Here is a 22,653-nt window from a genome sequence, read left to right on the forward strand (position 1 = left end):
TTATAAATCTGTAATAAGGTTATCCATTATGAATTGCTTTCGCTCTTTCGTATTTTTCCCCATATAAAATTGTAGTAGGGAGGTAAGAGATTCTGGGGAGCTAATGTTTACGGGAGTAAGGCGTATATCAGGACCTATGAAAGTTTTAAATTCCTTGGGAGAAATTTCTCCAAGACCTTTGAACCTAGTAATTTCTACTGCAGACTCTTTTTTACTTAACTTTCGTATTGCTTGAGCTTTTTCTTTTTCAGAGTAGCAGTATAGTGTTTTATCTTTATACCGTACTTTGAATAGAGGCGTTTCTAAGATAAATAGATGCCCGTTCTCTACAAGAGGAAGAAATGTTTGTAAAAAGAAAGTAATAAGTAAATTACGAATATGCATCCCATCTACATCCGCATCTGTAGCGAGAATGATTTTGTTATAACGTAAGTCTTGCGTTCCTGTTTTTGTAATGCCAAGCGCAGTAGCTAAATAAAATAACTCGTCATTTTTATACATTTTTTCTTCTTGAATGGAAAACACATTCATAGGCTTCCCTCTCAAAGAAAATACAGCTTGAGTCAAAGGATTTCTGGAAGCAAGAATAGAAGCCGATGCTGATTCTCCTTCTGTAACAAAAATAGAAGAAGCTTCACCATATAATGAGTGATCAGTGTAATGAAATTTACAATCACGTAATTTAGGAATCTTGTAGTGTAGTTTTTTTTGCTTATCCTTGAGATCTTGCTTGATAAATTGAACATTTTTCCGTGTTTTTTCATTTAATTTGATCTTATCGAGTAGGATTTGTGCGCTTGCTTTATTTTTTTTAAGAGCTTGAACAATCGCAGCCTTAACTTCTTTGACAATTCCTGTACGTATTTGGGTATTTCCTAATTTATTCTTGGTTTGTGATTCAAATACTGGCGAAGCAATTTTGATAGCAATACATCCTACTAAACCGTCTCGGATGTCGCTAGTAATAAATGTTTTCCCAAAGAAATCATTAATACCTTTAACAATACCTTCTTTAAAAGCTGTTAAATGGGTACCGCCATCAATAGTTTCTTGGCCATTGACGAATGAAAAATATTGTTCATTATGTGATTCAATATGAGTAAATAAAAATGACAGTTCAGGACTTTCAAAGACTATAGGAGAATAGAGAGTCGGTTCAGAAACCTCTTCTTCGAAAAGATCTTGAAGCCCCTTTTCAGAAAGAAAAGTCTCATTATTGAAGACAATTTTTAATCCAGGATGAAGATAGGTATATTGGCGGATCTTCTTCTTTAAAAACTCATGATTAAAGGCAAAGTTTTCAAAAATAGAAGGATCTGGAGAGAAGGTGATTTCTGTACCATCACTATCTTTGGTAGACCCTTGTTGATTTTTTTGTAATTCACCTTTATTGAAATTTGCCTTGTGGTATTTTTTTCGTCGTACCGTACGCACGACAAATGTTGCAGATAAAGCGTTTACGGCTTTTAATCCAACCCCATTAAGTCCTACAGAAAAATGGAAAACATCCTGAGTGTACTTGGCTCCCGTATTAATTTTAGAAACACATTCGATTAACTTACCTAAAGGAATTCCTCGTCCTTGATCTCTCACTGTAATGGTATGCGCGTTTGCAGTGATGACTATATCTTTTCCGTATCCCATGATGAACTCATCAATCGAGTTATCAACGACTTCCTTAAACAAGGTGTATATTCCGTCTTCGGGCTGAGAGCCATCACCCAACCTACCGATATACATTCCTGCTCGTAAGCGGATATGTTCGAGAGAGGCTAGAGATATAATACTAGCTTCAGAGTATGTTGCCATAATGCGTTCTTTCAGTGAGTTTTGGAGAAATATTTATTTCTAAGACGATGTTTTTTCGTGGGTTTTCTTTTGGCAGAACCCCAGACCAGCCATACTGAGGATAGGAGTATTTCTCAATACTAGCTCTCGATGCGAGAAAGATAAGAATACTCTAAGTAGTTCTCCCACAACTTTTCTCGATGCTACGATATTTTTTTTTCTCTAGCAAGGCAAATAGACAATGGATAAATAAAGCAAATGATTTGCCGTTGGTTTAATTAGAATTGAAAGATAGCAGACATCCTTTCTGGAACAAGTTGCTAGACTTATTATGCCATAGTTTTTCGTATTCCATAAAATTAAAAACTAAAAAATGTCCAAAATATTTGATGTCACAACTTTTATAAGTTAAATGTAAAAACGGTTGTATTAGAAAATGCCATGTCGTAGATCTTTATGCGTTCAGCTAGGGTAGATCTATGACTGTTAAATTTAGTAAAAGCTGTGAGATAGCATTCATGATGAAAATATCTTAAAGTTTTTTTGGATTGCGAAAACAGCTTTTGTTACTCTATTTATTTAGTTTTCATCACGATGTGTTTCTCTACTTGTTCGGAGAAATTTTTGGAAATGACCTTCTAAAAAGACAAGAACATCTTACATTAGAAGTTAGTGATTATGTCTTGAGTAGATTTTCGATTTAAAATATCCCTTTGGGGTGCATGCTTGTAAATGTTTAGCCGTTTATATGTTGAGATCGGACCAATTCTCTGTTTTCAACTTGTAGAGGCTATCGCAGATATTTCCTGTTTGTCGTGATTGGGAAGTTCAATAGAAAAACAACTTGCTTATGATTCTTGGTGTTGTCGGAGTTAGTTATCGTGAGGCTGCTTTACAAGAGAGAGAAGCAGTAATTAATTTGCTCGAGGATTTTGAAAATCAACCTGATCTTGTGCAAAGATTTTTTGGAGATAATGGATCCTTTGTTCTTTTGTTAACGTGTCATAGAGCAGAGATTTATTACTTTGCCGATAGTTTTATAAACCCGCAAACCGAATTAATTTCTAGAATAGCTTCTTTAGGCACATGCCCTTATGCTTACCAAGAACTTGATTGTTTTGCTCATTTGTTTGCTGTTACTAGCGGCGTGGATAGTTTGATCTTTGGGGAAACAGAGATCCAAGGTCAGGTCAAGCGTGCCTATATGCGTAGCCAAGCTATGCGAAATTTACCTTTTTCTTTACATTTCTTATTTCAAAAAGCTCTGAAAGTTGGTAAAGATTTTCGTTCCCAAACAACTTGGTGTTATTCTTCCGTAACTATGGAAGCGGTTGTTCAGGAAATGCTTGTTGATTATAAGAAGTCTACGCACGATAAATTGTTATTTATAGGTTATTCCGACATCAATCGTAAGATAGCTGCAGGATTGAAAAGCCATGGCTATAAAAACATTACGTTTTGTTCCCGCTGTGAAATTCATACACCGTATCATACTATAAAACGCCATCAGTTATCATTTAGAGATCCATACGATGTAATCTTTTTTGGATCTGCTGAAGTTGCTGAAGATTTCGTGGATTTATCACTTCGTAGTCTTGCCAGCATACCAAATAGGTTGGTTTTTGATTTCAATGTCCCAAGAACATTCACATTTACAGAAAGTTCGAATGGCTTGATTTGTTTAGACATGGATTTCATTAGTGAGCGTGTACAAAAAAAACTCCAGTGTAGTAGGCTATCTGGGAATAAGGAAAGTCCGTTTCTTACTCTTGCCGCGAAAAAACAATGGGAAGTTTATGAGAAAAAATGCTCACACATGTACTTAGAGCAAGTTGCAGCTTCTCAACCTAAGCTTCTGATTCTTTAGCTTCTAATTCATCTCTTGACATATACAGCTATCGAAAATACTCTAGGCTTTCATCGTCGATTTCGATGAATTTTGGATGCAGGTGCGGTCTATTGTTAGTGGGTTGCGGCTGTTGGCAAGTACAATTAAAAATCAGTCTGATTTTTCTTAGGTCTTTTGTTCTTTATAGTGAAAAGGATGAACAAGAAAAGGAACACCGTATTTCTTGCCGAAGCAAGAAATCGTTTTTATTTTTAAAGTTCGTATTGGCATAACTCGATTTAAAGGATAGAAAAGCTAACTTTACGAGAGGTCGTTTAGGTTCTCAATCGAGAGCGGGCAGCCACCCTCTCACAGGAAGAACATGCATGTTGGAAAAATTGATCAAAAATTTTGCCACGTATATGGGTATAACGTCAACTCTCGAGTTTGATGCTGACGGAGCCTATGTTTTGCCGATTAGTGACCTTGTAAAGATACGCGTTCAACAAAACGCGGATAATGAAATCATATTGGGAGCTTTTTTGGGAGAACTTCCTCCTTCGACCGATACGGCAAAAGTATACTTACAAATGATGGTAGCAAACTTGTTTGGAAGAGAAACAGGAGGTAGTGCCTTGGGATTAAATTCTGAAGGCCATGTTGTTATGATGCGAAGGATTCCTTGTGATATTTCCCAAGAGGATTTTGCCCGTTGTATTGAGAGTTTTGTAAATTTCTCTGAAACCTGGCTAGAAGATTTGGGATTGGATCAATCAAAACAAAGGCAATAGACTGCAGGGGTAGAATAGAAGATGGGAGCACGTTTAGTTATTGATAAAGGCCCGTTGTCTGGTGTTGTTCTTGCCCTAGAAGAAGGAACAAGTTGGTCTATAGGGAATGACCAGAATAGTTGTGATATTCCATTAGAAGATGCAAAGATTAGTAGCGCTCAAGTAGTTATCACTAAGCAGGGTGATGAATACTTTATAACAAATTTACATGATGCAAATCCTGTATTAGTAAATGGAACAACCATCAAGGAAACAACATCATTACATCCAGGAGATGTAATAGTTTTTGGAAGCAATCAATATTCTTTCTTGCTTGATGAATTTGATCCTAAAGATACTGTTTATGACTTTGCTTTTTCTGATGAAGGTGTATCAGGTGTACCAGAGTCGTCATCACAATCACCGTCTCAAGAAAAAAAGAAAACGAGTAGTTCCAAGCGATCTAGGGAAAAGGAGTCTGCTTCAAATGAAGGGAGTAAGGCATCTCTAACCGATAAAGATAAAAAGCTTGCAGAGGCATTTTTATCTTCAGCTGATAAAGACTCCAGCGATATACCAATCGCTAAGGATATACCTGATAATGGGACAGCAAAAAAATCTACTAGCTCCTCTGTGAGTGCAGAAATCAAAGAGAATCAGCAAGCTACTATGGAAGAAAACGGAGTTCCTTCTAATCAAAATCAACAGCCATCGCCGGACTCGGTTCCTCAAGACATCGATAAACCTGATCAAGCTGCGGCTAATAAAGATTCTCAAAAACAATCTGAAAACCCTTCTAATTCTAAGCCAGAAGATGAGACGAAAGAAGGGGCATCTTCTGATGAGCAGGTAAAACAGGCCTCCGAAGAAGGGACGCAGAAGCAAGCAACTTTAGACCCTTTGGTTCCACAGGATCAGCCGAATACAGACAAATCAGATGACAAGCAGTCCGAGCAATCAACGCAAGATCAGGGACAATCTCAGCAAACAGCAGAACAAACCACTTCTACTGAATCAGGAGATTCAGAAGAGGCTTCTCAGAAAAATACTTCCGAGCAGGAAGATTCTGCTCAAGATGAAACATCTAAGGGGGATAAGACCTCAGAAACAGACCTATCTGACGAGCATACTGCTGATGCACAAGAAGAAAAGTCAGGAGTCCTTACCCCATTCAATGTTCAAGATTTGTTCCGATTTGATCAAGGCATTTTCCCAGCAGAGATTGACGAAATTGCGCAAAAGAATGTTTCAGTAGACCTTTCTCAACCATCTAGGTTTTTACTGAAGGTATTAGCTGGAGCTAATATAGGTGCAGAGTTTCACTTAGATACAGGTAGAAGCTACATAATTGGTAGTGATGCTAATGCTGTAGATATTGTCTTTAATGATCTTAGTGTTTCTCAACAACATGCAAAGATTACCGTAGGGAATGATGGTAGTGTAACCCTAGAAGATCTTGGAAGTAAAAACGGAATTATTGTCGAAGGTAGGAAGATCGAAGGGAGCACATCACTCAAATCAAACCAAGTTGTTGCTCTGGGAACAACGTTATTCTTGCTTATAGATCATTTAGCTCCTGCAGAGACAATTGTAGCCTCTTTCCCTGCTGAGGATTATGGTTTATTTGGCCGTCCTCAAAGTCCGGAGGAAATTGCCCAAAAAGCAGCTGAAGATGAAGAAGAGAAAAAACGGCGAGCCACTTTGCCTACAGGAGCGTTCATCTTCACCTTGTTTGTTGGTGGATTGGCATTGCTATTTGGTATAGGTACTGCATCATTATTCCATACCAAAGAAGTCGTTCCAATAGAAAACTTTAATTTCCAAGAAGATATTGAACGTGTCGTGAATGCATTTCCTACTGTTCGTTATACATTTAACAAGACTAACGGCCAGCTTTTTCTCATAGGGCATGTAAAAAATAGTATAGATAAAAGTGAGCTGCTCTATAAAGTGGATGCCCTTTCGTTTATCAAATCTGTCGATGATAATGTTATAGATGACGAAGCCGTATGGCAAGAAATGAATATCCTATTGTCGAAACGTCCAGAGTTTAAAGGTATTAGTATGCATTCCCCAGAACCCGGACAGTTTGTTATTACAGGATATTTGAAAACAGAAGACCAAGCAGCTTGTCTGTCTGACTATTTAAACTTACACTTCAACTATCTCTCATTATTAGAGAATAAAGTTGTTGTAGAATCTCAAATGCTTAAGGCAATAGCCGGGCAATTATTACAAAATGGCTTCGCCAATATTCACGTAGCTTTTGTAAACGGTGAGGTAATTCTCACAGGTTACGTTAATAATGATGCAGCAGAGAAATTTCGCACTGTAGTGCAGGAGTTATCATTGATTCCTGGCGTTCGATTAGTTAAAAACTTTGTCGTTTTGTTGCCTGCAGAAGAAGGAATCATAGATTTAAATTTACGCTATCCTAACCGTTATCGTGTAACAGGTTATTCGAAATATGGTGACGTTAGCATTAATGTCGTGGTCAATGGACGAATTTTAACCCGAGGGGATGTTATCGACGGCATGACTGTAACAAGCATCCAACCGCACTGTATCTTTTTAGAGAAGGAAGGGTTGAAATATAAAATAGAGTACAATAAATAGCTGATTTCGAGGCTTATTAATTCTTTTGTATTTGGGAAGAAATTCTATGTTCAATATGAAAAAAACTACAGCGAAAGAGGAGAAAAGCTCTCGTCCGCTGTTTGATTTAGAAAAAGATATGCAAGATTTGAGCCAAGCTCAAAAGATCACGGCTGATGTGCAAGATAAAGTGCACAAGTTAAATGTGTCTCTTCGTGAAGGTTCTGATAAAGAATCTTTTGAGAAGCAACAAGCATTGTTAGCAGGATATATCGCCCTACAGAAAGTTCTCGGGCGGATCAACCGCAAAATGGTGTAATGACTATATAAGGGGATAATCATGAGTAGTGGCGGAAGTTGCTCGGCTTTTAATTTTAATGACATGCTTAATGGCGTATGTAAATACGTCCAAGGCGTTCAGCAATATCTAACAGAGTTAGAAACATCAACGCAAGGTACAGTTGATCTAGGTACAATGTTCAACTTACAATTCCGTATGCAAATTTTATCACAGTACATGGAAGCTGTATCTAACATCTTAACCGCGGTAAATACAGAAATGATTACCATGGCAAGAGCTGTTAAAGGAAGTTAATAAAATAAGAGAAAAACTATGGCGGATTTGGAATTATTTAAAGCAGATTTTGCGTTGTTGTTCGAAGCTGGTATGCTAGCTGTTAAGCAAGGTGATGAAGAAAGCGCGAAAAGACTGTTTCAATCTCTACAGATCTTAAATCCTGATCATTATGGTTGTGAGCTGGGTTTAGCATTAATCGACTTGCATAAGATGGAGCTTTTATCTGCTGAAGAACGCTTGCGTGATTTAGCTCAAAGAGAAGAAGATAATTGGAGTATAAAATCTTTCCTAGCTTTAACTCATATGATGATTGTTCTGCATCAGGGTAGTTCATTCGAAGTGCGTCGTGAAAGTTTAGAAAGTAGTTTAAAGCTTGCAGAGCAGGTTGTGGAAAATTGCGAAATAGAATCTACTCGAGCTCTTGCTCAGTCAGTTCTAGAATGGCATGATACTTTGGTCGCTAAAAGCGGAGGCCCTTTGGGTTAACAGCTTGTAAGCTGAAATAAAATATACGTGGTTATTGTCTTATGATCGATCCTCTGCATCTTTTCCCAAAACTTGACGGTGATAAGGACGTAGCTTCTACGCAAAAGCCATCACCAACGCCATTAGCACGTGAATTAAACAGAGAGGTTTCACAGTTTGCTCTAGGAGATCTACAGACTCCTAAAGAAATGCAAATACAAGACGTTCGGCCTAATCCTATGGCAATGATGCAAGATAGGAACTCTCGGATAATCGATCCTGAATTAGAAGAAGCTTTAGATTCTGAAGAAATTAAAGAACAAATAAATCATTTGAAATCACGCTTGTGGGATGCTCAGACTACACTTGAAAATCAAGATCCAGGCAAGCTGGCGTCTGAGCATATTGAAGCATTTGGAGTCATCATAGATCTAATTAATGGAGATCTTGGAACGATTGCTGAATGCACACAGCAGAATGTAAAGCAGGAAAAAGAAAAAGAGGATGAAGACAAGTCGGTAACTCGTAAAGTTATAGATTGGGTTTCCTCCGGTGAGGAAATTTTGAATCGCGCTTTGCTCTATTTCTCAGATAGAAATGGAGAGCGTGAAAATCTAGCTGATTTCTTAAAAGTCCAGTATGCAGTGCAGAGAGCTACTCAACGTGCAGAACTTTTCTCTAGTATTGTGGGAACTACTGTCAGTAGCATCAAAACTATCATGACAACACAGTTAGGTTAATATGGACGAATTAGCTACAGATTTCGATGCTCTCATGTCGCAATTGAGCGATGTTCATCTCACTACAGTGGTAGGTCGTATCACAGAAGTAGTGGGGATGTTAATCAAGGCTGTTGTTCCTAATGTTCGTGTCGGAGAGGTCTGTTTAGTTAAACGCATGGGCATGGAACCTTTGGTTACGGAGGTCGTAGGTTTCACGCAGCATTTCGCATATTTATCCCCCTTGGGAGAGTTAACGGGTGTAAGCCCGTCTTCGGAAGTCATTCCTACAGGTATGCCATTATTTATTCGTGCAGGTCAAGGGTTGCTAGGCCGTGTACTCAATGGTCTTGGCGAACCTATTGATGTATCCACAAAAGGGCCATTAAGTAATGTCGGTGAAAAGTATCCTGTTTTTCGCGCTCCTCCAGACCCTCTGCGTCGTAGTAAGTTGCGTACAATCCTTTCCACAGGAGTGCGCTGTATAGATGGTATGTTAACAGTAGCTCGAGGACAAAGAATAGGAATTTTTGCTGGAGCTGGGGTCGGTAAGTCTTCCTTATTAGGAATGATTGCCAGAAATGCTGAAGAAGCTGATGTTAACGTAATCACCCTGATTGGTGAGCGAGGACGAGAGGTTCGAGAATTCATTGAAGGAGACCTAGGCGAAGAGGGGATGAAGCGGTCTGTTATCGTCGTTTCTACTTCTGATCAATCTTCCCAATTAAGGTTAAATGCAGCATATGTCGGAACAGCAATTGCTGAATATTTCCGGGATCAAGGTAAAACCGTAGTTTTGATGATGGATTCTGTTACGCGTTTTGCTAGAGCTTTGCGTGAGGTCGGTTTAGCAGCAGGAGAGCCTCCTGCTCGGGCTGGATATACCCCATCCGTATTCTCTACATTGCCTAAATTACTAGAACGCTCAGGGGCATCTGATAAAGGTACAATTACTGCATTTTATACGGTCTTAGTTGCTGGAGATGACATGAACGAACCTGTCGCTGACGAAGTTAAATCGATTCTCGATGGGCACATTGTTTTATCTAATGCATTGGCTCAAGCTTACCATTATCCTGCTATTGATGTGTTAGCATCGATTAGCCGATTGTTAACAGCAATTGTTCCTGAGGAACAACGACGAATCATAGGAAAGGCTCGAGAGGTTCTTGCAAAGTATAAGGCTAATGAAATGCTGATACGTATTGGAGAATATCGCCGTGGTTCTGATCGTGAAGTGGATTTCGCTATAGACCATATTGATAAGCTCAATAGGTTCTTGAAACAAGATATTCATGAAAAAACGAATTATGAGGAAGCTGCTCAGCAGCTGCGGGCTATTTTCCGATAATATAGAAGGGTGATAAAACGTGCCCAAATATCCATTAGAACCTGTTTTAGCAATTAAAAAGGATCGTGTTGATAGAGCAGAAAAAGTTGTTAAGGAAAAACGACGTTTATTAGAGATAGAACAGGAAAAATTGCGAGAACGGGAAGCTGATCGTGATAAAGTAAAGAATCACTATATGCAAAAGATTCAGCAGCTTCGTGAGTTACTAGATGAAGGAACTACCAGCGACCCCGTTTTGCAAATGAAATCTTATATTAAGGTGGTCGCTGTACAACTTTCTGAAGAAGAAGAGAAAGTTAGTAAGCAAAAGGAAAGCGTATTAGCAGCAGCTAAAGAATTAGAGGCAGCCGAGGCGAGTTTAGCCAAGCGAAGAAAGGAAGAAGAAAAGACGCGTTTACATAAAGAAGAGTGGATGAAAGAAGCTCTAAAAGAAGAAGCGCGGGCATTTGAAAATGAACAAGACGAAATGGGGCAGCTGCTCCATCAGTTACGTAAGCAAAAACAACGTGAATCGGGGGAGAGCTAGTCTATGGAATTAAATAAAACATCAGAGTCTTTATACAATTGTAAAGCAGGAACACATTCTCAACAATCTATAGGACCTGATCCTGTAGATAATCGGGATGTTAAAGTCTTCTCATTAGAAGGAAAACAACAATCACGTGCTGAACGTAATGATAAATTAGCAGCAAAAGGTAATCGTCAAGATGCACGTTCTTCTTCTGACGATAAACGGTTAGAAGAAGGGCCTGCGTCGGTAGTCGCTAAAGAAGAAGAAGAACAAGAGCAAGAAAATGGGTTCATGATCTGTGAAAATGCAGCTGCAGGCATGTCTTTAGTAGATATTGCTACGTCTATGGCTACAGAAGTTGCTCTTGAAACAGCACAAGTTGCAGTTGCTAGCGTAGATCTTAGCTGGGTTGCTGATATTGTGGCTTCTACAGTTGACGCTATGATGGTCACAGATATTGGTGGTCAGCAGTTGGTGGAAATTGTATTAGATTCAGAAGCAGCAGTTCCTGAAGCATTTGCAGGGGCAAATCTTACGCTTGTACAGTCTGGAGATCAGCTGACAGTCAAGTTTTCTAATTTTACAGATAATGTTCAAATGTCAGAAGCTATGCAGTTAGTTGCTAGCAATCCCGTACAGTTAACAAACTTAGTGCAATCATTAAAAGATCGTATGCTAACATTGACCGAATTAACAATTGGGACTAATGCGGTACAGCTGCCTAAGTTAGAAGAGATCCGATCTCCTATGCACGTGTTGGCCGCGTCTATTCGTCAGCAAGATCAGGAAAAAGATCAAGACGGTAGGCAACAACATTCAGATCAAGAGCAAGATCAAAAACAATTTAAAGTAGAAGAAGCTAGTTTATAAAGGATAAATTCTCATGACAGTGACAGAGAAGCCTAACGATAGTTGGCTAAAGCTTCGTAATGATTTTCTTAGCTCTTTGAATACAGAAGAAGAGCAAATTTCTTTGCCAACGTTTCCTATTGATGGGTGTAAACGTATCCTGAAGGATAAATTTCGTCTGGAAGACTGTGAGATTGTCATACGATTCCGCGGGGCTCTCTCTGTTTCTGATATTACAAAAGAACTCAGCAAAAATATTTTATTACAACCATTAGTTGCTCAACCTTTAGAGTCGGGAGAGTTCTTTTTCTTAACATCGGAAGAAGACCTTCAAAGTTTGATGGTAGCTGTGTTTGGGGATTCTAGTTTGGCATCCTACTTTTATCAGAAAGATAAACTTTTAGGATTTCATTATTATTTCACCGCTGAACTTTGCAAAATTTTCCAAGATCTTTCTTGGATTCCTTCGTTGACTATGAAGGTCTCCGAAGATGCGAAGTTTTCAGTGCGCAGCTTACAGGGTTCTTATTACACTGTCGGAGTCTCCTGTAGATTGGATGGGAAAAACATCTATTTCAATTTATTATTTCCCGAAACCACTCAGCAAAGTTGTAAAAAATTTCTAGCCAGTTTGAATCAGGATTTTGATATCCATCAAGTAGATCCTATGCTGCCTATAGCTATGTCTGTAGATGTAGGATATTGTGAGCTTACTGAAGAAGAATGGCAGCAGGTAATTCCTGGCAGTTTTATATTGTTAGATACCTGTTTGTATGACCCTGATACAGGAGAAAGTGGGGCATTGTTGACGATTAATAATCGACAATTTTTCGGAGGGAGATTTACAGATACGAAATCTGGTGAGTTTAAAATTACTAGTTATCCAAATCTTCAACATGAAGATGCTCCAGAAGAACATGAAGAGCATGAGCCTGCTATTCCTTTACCTAGCCGTGTTAAATTAGTAGCAGAAGTAGCTCGATATTCTCTGACTGTGGAAAATTTCCTAAGTCTAGGAATCGGAAGTGTATTGCATTTTGATGGCACTCATCCTGTTTTGGGTGTAGATTTGATTCTAAATGGTGCTAAAGTTGGCAGAGGCGAAATAGTGTCTTTGGGTAACGTTTTAGGCATTAGAGTCTTGGAAGCATAGAAACTACTTTTATGGATTGTCATGCCGAATCTACCCTAGCCGATCGTATCATTGGTGGCTGTCATATTCAAAGAATTTTGAGCAGCAAAACTGGGACCACGGTATATCAAGCCCGTCACATAGAAACCTCACGTCTTACAGCTATCAAGGTTCTTACTGCTCCTTTTGTTTTTGATACTCGTCGTATTCAAACTTTTTTAAAAGAAGCGGAAATTATTCGTAATCTTTCACATGATCATATTGTACAACTATACAACTATGGTAAGTGGGAGTGTGGTCTATATATTTCTATGGAGTATGTTAACGGAATATCTCTTAGAGAATATATCCTATCACAGACTATTCCATTACCTAAAGCAAGTCAGATTATCTTAGATATAGCGGAAGCTATAGCATATCTCCATAGTCAAGGAATTATCCATAGGGATATTAAACCAGAAAATATCCTAATCACTCCTGAAGGACATATTAAATTGATCGATTTTGGCTTGTCAGTGTGGAAAGATCAGGAATGCTATTCAGGTTATTTAGGCACGCCCTATTATATGAGCCCAGAACAAAGATATGGAGAAGCGGGGTCAAAATCTTCCGATATCTATTCTCTAGGTATTTTAGCATATGAGTTAGTCTTAGGCAATTTGGCGTTAGGGAAAATTCATCTGTCGCTTATCCCTGAAAAGATTAGTAGAATTCTTTCCAAAGCATTACAACCTTCTCCTAAAGAACGGTATAGTTCTATCATGGATTTCATTCATGATTTGCGTAGGTATATTCGTTCAGAGGAACTACAAAACGACTATAGATGTAAAGATAGTACTACAGAGTTTCATGAACTCTTATATCAGCAGAGATCTTGGCTATCTCCTACTAGTGTGAGGTTGCCTGACTTTCTTTCTATAAGCATCCAAGAAAAAGGATTTCCTACATATCCTTATGTGTATTACCAAAGTTTTTTAGAAGAGGATGTTTTCTCTTTTTGGTTTTGTTATGGTTGTATAGGTCATCCTACTTTAGCTCTCACTGTGATGAAAACACTTGTAAATCAGTTGTCTTCGCATAATAGTGCTGGCGATATCTTACACAAAATAAATCAAGAATTTCTACATCTACATGTGCCTACTGATGATTTCGGTCTCGCGGCAAATTGCCTAATTATTTCTAAAGAAAAACAAGAAGTTTCTTGGTTAGCTTGTGGGAAAACTAATTTATGGTTAAAAAAGCAAGGAAAGGTTCGAAAGAGTTTTGAGAGCTCTTCCCTAGGGTTAGGGAAAATTAGCTCTTTACAAATTCGGGAAACCAAGGTTGCATGGGAAATAGGTGATGAAGCAGTATTACATACCTTAAAGGCAGACAACCCTATGCTACCCTTGTACTGTCCATCATTCACAGAGTTGAAAGATAGAGGACAAACAGCTATATTCTGCCCAATAGAAAGCGTACAGTATGGGACACAGGACATTTATAACGGAAATCTTTGTCCCTCAACACTTATCAGCTTAAAAAGAATCCGGTGAACATAGTGACGTCGAACATTGGAAGCAAGATCGTACAGATCGTAAGTAAGAAAAAAAATAAGATAGGCGCGTTACTAGCTTTATTTTTCCTTGATCTGGTTTTACTTGGTGTAAACTCGCAAAAATCCTCGCCAAATCAGTTAAGATCTGCACCACACAACGTCGCAAATGAGAACAGCTCTCAAGTTGCCGCTTGTCCTAAGAATGTTGGTGCTAGAGTGGCAACAAGGCCCACTAATCGGCCTGCAGCAAAACCTGTTTCTCCTAGTAGTCAGGTTCATCATTTTAAAAAATCATCACAAAATTTTGGACCGACACCTCCGAAAGAATCACCTTTTGCTAGGACAGGGTCTCGTACGGGAGCATCTCATACCCCATACTCTTCTCAGAGAAAAACAGAGCGGCCTTTGCCTAATCGTGAGCAAATAGAGGCCCAATCAGCAGCAGATAAAGAAAAAATTGGAGGAGCGCAAATTTGGGAGCAGAAACAGGCCTATGCTCGGCGTGCTGCTAACGGTGTAAATCTCAGTGTAAGAAAACAAGCTGAGGAATCACAAAATACCCTGCAGAATGAGAAGAGCGATTCTCCTAGAGATACAAATGAAACTCCGCCTACGGATCATCAGCCTGCTTCTGGAAAGCCAGTATTCCATGATAGCAATAAAGATACAGGTGATGATGACAAGGCAATACATCTGCTAAAAAAGAATATTACCTGTGAAGATCTTAAAGATAATGGTTATACCGTTAATTTTGAGGATATTTCCATTCTTGAATTACTACAATTTGTTAGTAAAATTTCAGGAACAAACTTTGTCTTTGATAGCAATGATTTGCAGTTTAACGTAACGATTGTTTCTCATGACCCCACATCAGTAGATGATTTGTCTACGATTTTACTCCAAGTTTTGAAAATGCATGACTTGAAGGTTGTAGAGCAGGGAAATAACGTTTTGATTTATCGTAACCCACATATATCAAAATTATCTACAGTGGTTACAGATGGCTCTGCAAAAGAAAATTGCGAAGCTGTCGTTGTTACTCGGGTATTCCGTCTCTACAGTGTTAGTCCTTCAGCTGCTGTGAATATTATCCAGCCGTTATTATCTCATGATGCAATTGTTAGTGCTTCCGAAGCTACACGTCATGTTATAGTGTCGGATATCGCTGGTAATGTCGATAAAGTAGGGGAGTTATTGGGTGCATTAGATGGGCCAGGAACTTCTGTAGATATGTCGGAGTATGACGTACAGTATGCTAATCCTGCGTCTTTAGTGAGCTATTGCCAAGATGTTTTGGGTGCCATGGCTGAAGATGAAGCTTTCCAGATTTTCATGCAGCCAGGTACCAATAAGATATTTGTGATATCGTCCCCACGTTTAACAGCAAAAGCCATCCAATTACTCCGATCTTTGGACGTTCCTGAAATGGCTCATACTTTAGATGATGTTGCTGGCCCAGCAGCAGCTCTAGGATCATCAGGTCCAACCAATCCTAAAAGTTTACGTTTCTTCATGTATAAGTTGAAATACCAAAATGGTGCTGCGATTGCGCAAGCAATTCAGGATATTGGTTACAATTTGTACGTGACCACAGCGATGGACGAAGATTTTATTAACACGTTGAATAGTATTCAATGGTTAGACGTGAACAACTCTATCGTTGTTGTCGGAAATCAAAATAACGTAGATAAAGTTGTTAGCCTTCTCAATGGTCTAGATTTACCTCCTAAGCAGGTTTATATTGAGGTCTTAATCTTAGAAACAAGTCTAGAAAAATCTTGGGATTTCGGTGTACAGTGGGTAGCTCTCGGGGATGAGCAAGGTAAAGTTGCTTACGCATCCGGATTATTAAATAACACGGGACTTTCTACTCCAGCGAAAAGTGTAACCCCTCCAGTTACTCCTTCTCCAGGCCAGATTCCTCTGCCAACACCCGGACAACTCACGGGCATTGGCGATATGATGTATGCTTCATCAGCTTTTGGTCTAGGAATTATCGGCAACGTCTTGAGCCATAAGGGTAAGTCGTTCCTAACGTTAGGAGGATTATTAAGTGCTTTAGACCAAGATGGTGACACGGTTATTGTTCTTAATCCAAGAATTATGGCTCAGGATACCCAACAGGCATCGTTCTTCGTAGGACAAACCATTCCATTTCAGACAACCAATACTATTATTCAAGAGACAGGAACTGTCACTCAGAATATCGAATATGAGGATATTGGTGTTAACCTTGTCGTAGCTTCTACTGTAGCTCCTAATAATGTCGTTACTCTACAAATAGAGCAGACAATTTCAGAGTTGCATTCTGCACATGGTACGCTCACGCCAGTAACAGATAAGACATATGCAGCTACTCGTTTACAAGTTCCTGATGGATGTTTCTTAGTTATGAGTGGACATATCCGCGATAAGACAACAAAAATAGTTTCTGGTGTCCCATTGCTTTGCTCAATTCCTCTCATTAAAGGGTTATTCAGCAGAACAATAGATCAGCGGCAAAAGCGTAATATTATGATGTTTATCAAGCCTAAGGTTATTTGCAGCTTTGAAGATGGTACTACGTTAACTAATAAAGAGGGCTACAGATATAATTGGGAGGCTGATCAAGGGTCTATGCAAATTGCCCCACGTCATGCTCCTGAGTGTCAACGCGCTCCTGTCCTCCAGGAAGAAAGTGGACTTAAAATGCTAGAAATAGAACGTCAATAATGCTATATAGGGAATACAAGATGGTATTCTACGCCATGGAATAGCTTCTAACTCTGTTGTATTCAGGGGGGAAAGCCAAGGGAACGAAGTCGGCCGTATGATTTTTGTTTTCTTGGCTTTTTTATTTTCTCGTTTTATACTGATGTCCTTCTGCCTAAATAGCTCAGTTGGTAGAGCAACGCATTCGTAACGCGTAGGTCGTCGGTTCGATCCCGGCTTTGGGCAAATAGTCTTTTTCTAATCGTTCCTCTTCTCTAGATAGCAAAAATAATTTTTGATTGGATGTGCTTATAACTTGTTTTTAATAATTTCCAAAAATATAATGCGCTCGCTAACGACTTATTTTGGGCTCCAAAGGCATCTTAGTGATTCATATGAATCACCGAATTGCGTCTGGCCTACGGGTCCTGCAATAAGGTTTGTTGCAAAGCGCATTATTCTTCTTTCTAAAAGCAGAATAAGCGATGGCTTCTAGTTTAGACACCGGTAGGGGGAGCAAGGTGTCTTCCCTCCTTGGCGATCCTTTGGTGTCGCTTAGGAGGGTTAAAAGCCACGAGTAGTTAGCTCATTCGCAAGTTCTTTTAGTGCTGCGGCTCGCAGTTGCAGAATCGTTTCCTTTTCTAGGTTTTTTTCTTCAGGTTGCTTTGTAAATGCCAAGTGTCCGCGTCTAACTTGCCAGAACGGCGGGACCCATATGGTATTCTCTGAGTTTCCCTGAATCCATCCTAACTCTAATCCTAGCTGCACCCAGCTAAGAGCATCTAGAGTTTCTTTTAGTTCTAAGCAATAAGAATGTGTCAATAAGCCCAACGCGCGTAGAACATGATTCTTTAGCTCACAGGTGTGTTCATTGGCGTATTTCTTTTTTGCTGAGGTTTCAGCAACACTTAATTTGGATGATCCAATTCTTAATGAGGATAAAATTTGTTCTTCCGTCACTCCTAATGAGTACTTATTGGATAGCACGACTATATTTCCTGCGTATCCAGAGATTGACGGTAAGATACCCGACACACTAATTTCAGAATCATCATTTATAACATCAGAAATTTCCTGAGAATGAAGTAAAGCAGGAGCATGAAGAAAAGTTTTACATCTTAATCCCGTGCCTGCATTACGAGGATTTGTCGTTAGGAAACCAAAATCTGAGGAAAATGCAAAAGATAATTTTTCATGTAAGTAACTATCTAAACGAACTAATTTTTCTAAAATTTTCTCAGGATCAGAATAGAAGTCTATGGCATGTAACAATAGATGGTCATAGAAGTTAATACCTACCAGAATATCGCCAGAGCGACTAACAATAAATGCTTCGCCTTCAGGATTACCAGCAAGGTCGTAGGGAAATAAAAAATGCTCAGCAATAAATTCACGTTGCCAGAGGGGTAGGTCTTTAAGAGGTAGGACAAAAAACTCTTCAAAACCTTCGATATGATTAAAATGTGAAGCTATAGTATTCAGGAGCTCTAATTTCTTTTCCCGGCACAGACATGGTAGAAACTTCGCAACAGAAATATTTCGCGACAAAGAAAATGTTGTTATAGGCCCAGTTGTATTGTTAATACTCTTCTTATTAGCGAAGCCATGTAGTACGTCATTGGGAAGAATCATGCGTATTCTGATTTTTTAAGTTATTAATTTGATCGCGTATTAGAGCTGCTTGTTCGTAATCTTCACGAGCTAAGGTATCTTGAAGAGCTTCATTTAGTGCTATTAATTTCAACAAGGGGTTCATATTAGACAATTCTCCAGGAGAACGTCCTACATGTAATGATCCGCAACCTGGCTCTAATATAAATGAAGGGGATACCCATTTATTTTGCGTTAGTCTAGAGAGCAATTGTGTCTTAAAATGGACGTAACACAAATGGCAACCAAAAGATAATTCCTCATCAGGACGTACCTGCCAAATTGTCTTGCAATTACCGCATTCTAAAGTTAATGAATCCCCAGAAGGGCAAAGCAAAATACTATCACGACTATAGTACGGAGTCGGATAAGGACAAGATTCACATACATAACAACGTATGAGCTTGTCTTTATCTACCTCAGTATAAGAAACCTTAGCAGGCTGCTGACAGTGATAGCATAGAGGAGTTTCTGGAGTCGTCATCAAAATACACCGTGAAAGCGCAACACTCACGCAACTTAATACTCAATAACAAAAAAATGACAAGGGGGGAAAGATTTTTTTGAAAATAAAGAAGAATAAAGCTAACAAGAATCATTAAATGGGTCTTGAAGGATTTGAACCTTCGACCCCCTCATTAAAAGTGAGGTGCTCTAACCGCTGAGCTAAAGACCCGAAATCTCTTGCTAACTCTATATTTTGACCCCAAGGGGATTCGAACCCCTGTTACCGGAATGAAAATCCGATGTCCTGGGCCAGGCTAGACGATGGGGCCAAGACGAATACAATCTTACTAATTCCTCTCGTTTAGAGCAACTGTTTCCTACTCTATACCAACGAAAAAGATAAACAGTAAGAAGGAGATAGCATCCATGCGGATGCTATCAATATCTTATAAGGACGCTAACTCTGCTTCCTTCTGTTTTGTAGTCTCATCTACTTGCTTGCAAAACTTGTCAGTAAGTTCCTGGATCTTTTTTTCCATTCCCTTAGCAACATCTTCTGTAAGCCCTGAATCTTTTTTTAGTTTGTCGTTGCTCTCTCGGCGAATATTGCGAATCGCAACTTTCGCTTCCTCACACTTACGACGCAACTGTTTCACAACCTCTTGACGATACTCCGCAGTAGGTTCGGGAACCTTAATACGGACTATAGAGCCTTCCAACTCTGGCTGTAAGTTTAAATTAGCAGCGATAACGCCTTTAGAAATCGCAGATGCATTATTAGCATCATAAGGGGAAATCACTAGCTGGCGAGTGTCAGCTACAGAAATAGATGCTATATCCGACAATCTCATCGTCGTTCCATAAACATCAACAGACACAGTCTCTACTAAAGCAGGATGCGCCTTACCAGTTCTAAACGACTTAACTTCTTTCTGAAAGAAATCGAGGGCGGCTGCCATCTTTTTTTCAGCATCAGCTATTAGGGACATTAGATCATATCCTCGCAACAAATTAAAGTTCCAATACTCTCATCGAACACAGCCTGCTCCAAAGAGTGTTTGGTAAAACTAAATATCCGAATTGGAATACAGGAATCCATACATAATGAAATAGCAGAACTGTCCATGACACCAAGTTGTTGAGCTAAGAAATCCTTATAGGAAATCTTATCATACCTAACAGCATCAGGGAATTCTCTGGGATCCTTATTATAGACTCCATCAACATGCATAGTAGCTTTTAAAAGCACATCCGCCTTTAACTCACAAGCACGTAAAGCAGCTCCAGTATCCGTTGTTAAATACGGAGAACCTGCTCCCGTTGTGCAAATCAAAATCTTCCCTTGGCTCAAAGCCTCAGAAGATTTCTGCGGATTATAAAGGTCTGCCAATTGCGGGCAAGAAAGAGTCGAAGTAAGAACACAGGGAATATCATCTGCTTTTAATGCATCAGCTAATGCCATACCATTAATCAATGTCGCTAACATCCCCATCTGATCAGCAGATACTCGATTGATTTGTAGCTCTTTTTGTTCAGAAAGGCCTCTTAAAATATTACCTCCACCAAGAACAACAGCTACCTCTACATCGCAGTTACGTACAGCACGCAGCTCGGAAACTAACCGTGACAAACGTACTTCATCAATTCGAGTCCCAGACTCCTTAGAGAGGGCCTCACCAGAGATCTTAAATAAGACCCTTGATACTCGCTTAGACATAACCTTTCTCTTTATTCAGCTCCAATTTTCCACATCATGAACTTGCCTACAGAAATAGGCGTGCCGCCAGCTTTTTGAGCTTGTTCAATTAAACCTTGAATTGTCACATCAGGATTTTTAACAAATGCCTGCTCCAACAAACAATTCTCTTGGAAGAAGGTAGCCAATTTACCACTGATAATTTTGTCAATTACAGCTTGAGGCTTATTTTGCATTTGAGAAGAAATCACTTCTTTCTCTCTTGCTAATACTTCTTCAGGCACGTGATCCTTGCTCAAATATTCTGGTTGAGCAGCTACAACATGCATAGCAATGTCTTTTGCTAAACTCTCTTGATCAGAAGAACCAGAAAGAATGGTAATGGAAACAGTCTTGCCATTACCGTGTGAGTAGATCCCAACACTTTCTTCCGAAGTTTTAGGCAAATAAGTGATTCTATTAATACGGATATTTTCTCCTACAGTCTGCATAGTCACAGCGCGTAACTCATCAATAGTAAGAGATGGATCCTGAGATGAAGGAAGTTGGCTTAAAGCTTCTACGTTATCCACTTGGTGAGTTAAAACATCGTTGACAAGTCCATCAACGAAAGCACGAAATACAGCGTTGTTTGCAACGAAATCTGTTTCAACATTTACTTCTACCAAGGCTGTGCCTCTAGAGTCAGTCTTAGCGGCAATAACGCCTTCTTTTGTTTCTCGGTGCTCTTTCTTACCTGCGGAAGCTAATCCTAACTTACGCAAGTAAACAATAGCTTCTTCAAGGTTGCCATTGCATTCAGCAAGAGCTTCCTTACATTTGGTTAACCCTACACCCGTTTGTTGTCTCAAAGTTTTAAGGGTTTCCATAGAAAAGTTGCTCATTCAATCGCCTCACTGCCGTCAAATTTTTTTGCCAATAAATCTTCTTGACGATTGTCTCCATCATCATTAGCCATCTCCATCGCGGCTGCTAAAGCTTGATCTACAGGCTTAATAGGAGAAACAATCTCAATTCCAAGCTTACGCTTAGTTTGGATAATACTATCTTTGATAGCATTAATGATTAGACGAATACTCTTCAAAGAATCATCATTACATGGGATAATATGATCGATAGGTGAAGGGTCACAGTTGGTGTCAACCAAAGCTAATACAGGAATACCTAACTTATTAGCCTCTGCTACAGCGATTTTTTCATAGCTAGGGTCAACAACAACCAATAAACCAGGAAGTCTCTTCAAGTGACGAATCCCTTCAAGGTTTTTTTGTAATTTTTGATGACGTTTTGCCAATAATGCTGTCTCTTTCTTCGTTAAATAGCCTTGGCTATTAGCCAAATCTTTCTCTATTTTGTCTAAAGTTTTGATAGAATTCCTAATCGTTGTCATGTTGGTAAGCATTCCACCCAACCAACGTTCTGCAACGAAGAACTCTCCAGATTCAATAGCAGCTTCCTTAATAGCACACTTAGCTTGTTTCTTAGTCCCTACAAATAAAATAGATCTGTTTTGTTCAACAGCTCTGTTCACATGAGGAAGAGCTTTTCTTAATTGCTGTAAGGTTTTTGCTAGGTTAATAATGTAAAGACCATTTTTTTCCTCAAAGATGTAAATCTTCATTTTAGGATTCCATCTTCGTGTCTGGTGGCCAAAGTGAGCCCCAGCTTCCATAAGATCTTTAACCGTGAGATTACATAAAGATTGTTCCAAGCTTTGTACCTCTATTTCGTGAATATATTAACAATGGCATCTTGACTGCGGCGCCAAGATTTCAGTCTTGGTTGATTGATGAGAAGGTTTAGAAAGCGCCCGATCAGAATCGAACTGACACCGGTAGCTTGGAAGGCTACAGCTCTACCATTGAGCTACGGGCGCGTACTAAACTAAGAAGGAATATTAGTGTAACAATGCTTTTAACGCAAGTTCGTAATCTTTAGAGTCTAAAAATTTATGGATATAATAGAGATTATTTGAAGCAAGAGAAAAGGATGGAGAATATAGAAAAACAAAAAATCAGAACCCCAAAACAAGGGGTTCTGATAGCGA

The 22,653-nt window shown here is 39.2% G+C and carries 19 protein-coding genes, 4 tRNA genes and 1 pseudogene; 14 read left to right on the forward strand and 10 right to left on the reverse strand.

What is annotated here, in order from left to right; all coding sequences use genetic code 11:
• Positions 1 to 1,809, reverse strand: coding sequence for a DNA topoisomerase IV subunit B (locus H359_RS00430; RefSeq protein WP_020370744.1), 1,809 nt, complete (start codon positions 1,807 to 1,809; stop codon positions 1 to 3).
• Positions 1,810 to 2,638: 829 nt separating this feature from the next.
• Here H359_RS00430 and H359_RS00435 point away from each other — a divergent pair.
• The 14 genes and pseudogenes from H359_RS00435 to H359_RS00500 all read left to right on the forward strand — a co-directional run bounded on the left by H359_RS00435 (position 2,639) and on the right by H359_RS00500 (position 17,059).
• Positions 2,639 to 3,655: a glutamyl-tRNA reductase gene (locus H359_RS00435; protein ID WP_020370745.1), complete on the forward strand. Its 1,017-nt coding sequence runs from the start codon at positions 2,639 to 2,641 to the stop codon at positions 3,653 to 3,655.
• A gap of 347 nt (positions 3,656 to 4,002) precedes the next feature.
• On the forward strand, positions 4,003 to 4,407 hold the full coding sequence (locus H359_RS00440; protein ID WP_020370747.1) for a CesT family type III secretion system chaperone: 405 nt from the start codon (positions 4,003 to 4,005) through the stop codon (positions 4,405 to 4,407).
• A 21-nt stretch (positions 4,408 to 4,428) separates the two neighbouring features.
• On the forward strand, positions 4,429 to 7,002 hold the full coding sequence (sctD, locus tag H359_RS00445; protein WP_020370748.1) for a type III secretion system inner membrane ring subunit SctD: 2,574 nt from the start codon (positions 4,429 to 4,431) through the stop codon (positions 7,000 to 7,002).
• 46 nt (positions 7,003 to 7,048) lie between these two features.
• Positions 7,049 to 7,300 carry a DUF5398 family protein gene (locus tag H359_RS00450; protein ID WP_020370749.1) on the forward strand — a complete coding sequence of 84 codons (252 nt, stop codon included), beginning with the start codon at positions 7,049 to 7,051 and terminating at the stop codon, positions 7,298 to 7,300.
• 21 nt (positions 7,301 to 7,321) lie between these two features.
• The gene (locus H359_RS00455; RefSeq protein ID WP_020370750.1) at positions 7,322 to 7,576 is read left to right on the forward strand and encodes a DUF5407 family protein; all 255 of its coding nucleotides are present in this window, start codon (positions 7,322 to 7,324) and stop codon (positions 7,574 to 7,576) included.
• An 18-nt stretch (positions 7,577 to 7,594) separates the two neighbouring features.
• Positions 7,595 to 8,044 carry a CdsG family type III secretion system protein gene (locus H359_RS00460; protein ID WP_020370751.1) on the forward strand — a complete coding sequence of 150 codons (450 nt, stop codon included), beginning with the start codon at positions 7,595 to 7,597 and terminating at the stop codon, positions 8,042 to 8,044.
• A 41-nt stretch (positions 8,045 to 8,085) separates the two neighbouring features.
• Positions 8,086 to 8,763, forward strand: a complete 678-nt coding sequence (locus tag H359_RS00465) for a CT668 family type III secretion system protein (RefSeq protein WP_020370752.1) — start codon at positions 8,086 to 8,088, stop codon at positions 8,761 to 8,763.
• Between the two features lies 1 nt (position 8,764).
• Complete coding sequence (gene sctN / locus H359_RS00470) at positions 8,765 to 10,093, forward strand: type III secretion system ATPase SctN (protein ID WP_020370753.1); 1,329 nt, start codon at positions 8,765 to 8,767, stop codon at positions 10,091 to 10,093.
• A 19-nt stretch (positions 10,094 to 10,112) separates the two neighbouring features.
• Complete coding sequence (locus tag H359_RS00475) at positions 10,113 to 10,619, forward strand: hypothetical protein (protein WP_020370754.1); 507 nt, start codon at positions 10,113 to 10,115, stop codon at positions 10,617 to 10,619.
• Between the two features lie 3 nt (positions 10,620 to 10,622).
• Positions 10,623 to 11,474, forward strand: a complete 852-nt coding sequence (locus H359_RS00480) for a DUF5421 family protein (protein ID WP_020370755.1) — start codon at positions 10,623 to 10,625, stop codon at positions 11,472 to 11,474.
• Positions 11,475 to 11,487: 13 nt separating this feature from the next.
• Positions 11,488 to 12,606, forward strand: coding sequence for a type III secretion system cytoplasmic ring protein SctQ (sctQ, locus tag H359_RS00485; protein WP_020370756.1), 1,119 nt, complete (start codon positions 11,488 to 11,490; stop codon positions 12,604 to 12,606).
• An 11-nt stretch (positions 12,607 to 12,617) separates the two neighbouring features.
• Positions 12,618 to 14,120: a serine/threonine protein kinase gene (locus H359_RS00490; RefSeq protein ID WP_020370757.1), complete on the forward strand. Its 1,503-nt coding sequence runs from the start codon at positions 12,618 to 12,620 to the stop codon at positions 14,118 to 14,120.
• 476 nt (positions 14,121 to 14,596) lie between these two features.
• Positions 14,597 to 16,834 (forward strand): annotated as a pseudogene (locus H359_RS00495) (secretin N-terminal domain-containing protein); the annotation flags it as partial.
• A 152-nt stretch (positions 16,835 to 16,986) separates the two neighbouring features.
• A tRNA-Thr gene (locus H359_RS00500) sits at positions 16,987 to 17,059 on the forward strand.
• A gap of 318 nt (positions 17,060 to 17,377) precedes the next feature.
• Here the strand turns inward: H359_RS00500 and H359_RS00505 are convergent.
• The 9 genes from H359_RS00505 to H359_RS00545 all read right to left on the reverse strand — a co-directional run bounded on the left by H359_RS00505 (position 17,378) and on the right by H359_RS00545 (position 22,482).
• Positions 17,378 to 18,445 (reverse strand): protein arginine kinase, encoded by a 1,068-nt coding sequence (locus tag H359_RS00505; protein WP_020370759.1) that lies wholly within the window; start codon positions 18,443 to 18,445, stop codon positions 17,378 to 17,380.
• Positions 18,429 to 18,947, reverse strand: coding sequence for a UvrB/UvrC motif-containing protein (locus H359_RS00510; RefSeq protein ID WP_020370760.1), 519 nt, complete (start codon positions 18,945 to 18,947; stop codon positions 18,429 to 18,431). The genes H359_RS00505 and H359_RS00510 overlap by 17 nt, the downstream gene beginning before the upstream one ends.
• 119 nt (positions 18,948 to 19,066) lie before the next feature.
• Positions 19,067 to 19,139, reverse strand: a tRNA-Lys gene (locus H359_RS00515).
• Between the two features lie 25 nt (positions 19,140 to 19,164).
• Positions 19,165 to 19,239, reverse strand: a tRNA-Glu gene (locus H359_RS00520).
• Between the two features lie 117 nt (positions 19,240 to 19,356).
• A complete protein-coding gene (gene frr, locus H359_RS00525; protein WP_020370761.1) occupies positions 19,357 to 19,899 on the reverse strand; it encodes a ribosome recycling factor in 543 nt (180 codons plus the stop codon).
• Positions 19,899 to 20,627 (reverse strand): UMP kinase, encoded by a 729-nt coding sequence (gene pyrH, locus H359_RS00530; RefSeq protein WP_020370762.1) that lies wholly within the window; start codon positions 20,625 to 20,627, stop codon positions 19,899 to 19,901. The genes frr and pyrH overlap by 1 nt, the downstream gene beginning before the upstream one ends.
• 11 nt (positions 20,628 to 20,638) lie before the next feature.
• Positions 20,639 to 21,490 (reverse strand): translation elongation factor Ts, encoded by an 852-nt coding sequence (tsf, locus tag H359_RS00535; RefSeq protein WP_020370763.1) that lies wholly within the window; start codon positions 21,488 to 21,490, stop codon positions 20,639 to 20,641.
• The gene (rpsB, locus tag H359_RS00540) at positions 21,487 to 22,278 is read right to left on the reverse strand and encodes a 30S ribosomal protein S2 (protein WP_035392250.1); all 792 of its coding nucleotides are present in this window, start codon (positions 22,276 to 22,278) and stop codon (positions 21,487 to 21,489) included. Before rpsB ends, tsf begins: the two co-directional genes overlap by 4 nt.
• 133 nt (positions 22,279 to 22,411) lie before the next feature.
• Positions 22,412 to 22,482, reverse strand: a tRNA-Gly gene (locus H359_RS00545).
• Positions 22,483 to 22,653 lie beyond the last annotated feature (171 nt).

This window comes from Chlamydia ibidis 10-1398/6, from assembly GCF_000454725.1.
GTDB classification, from domain to species: domain Bacteria; phylum Chlamydiota; class Chlamydiia; order Chlamydiales; family Chlamydiaceae; genus Chlamydia; species Chlamydia ibidis.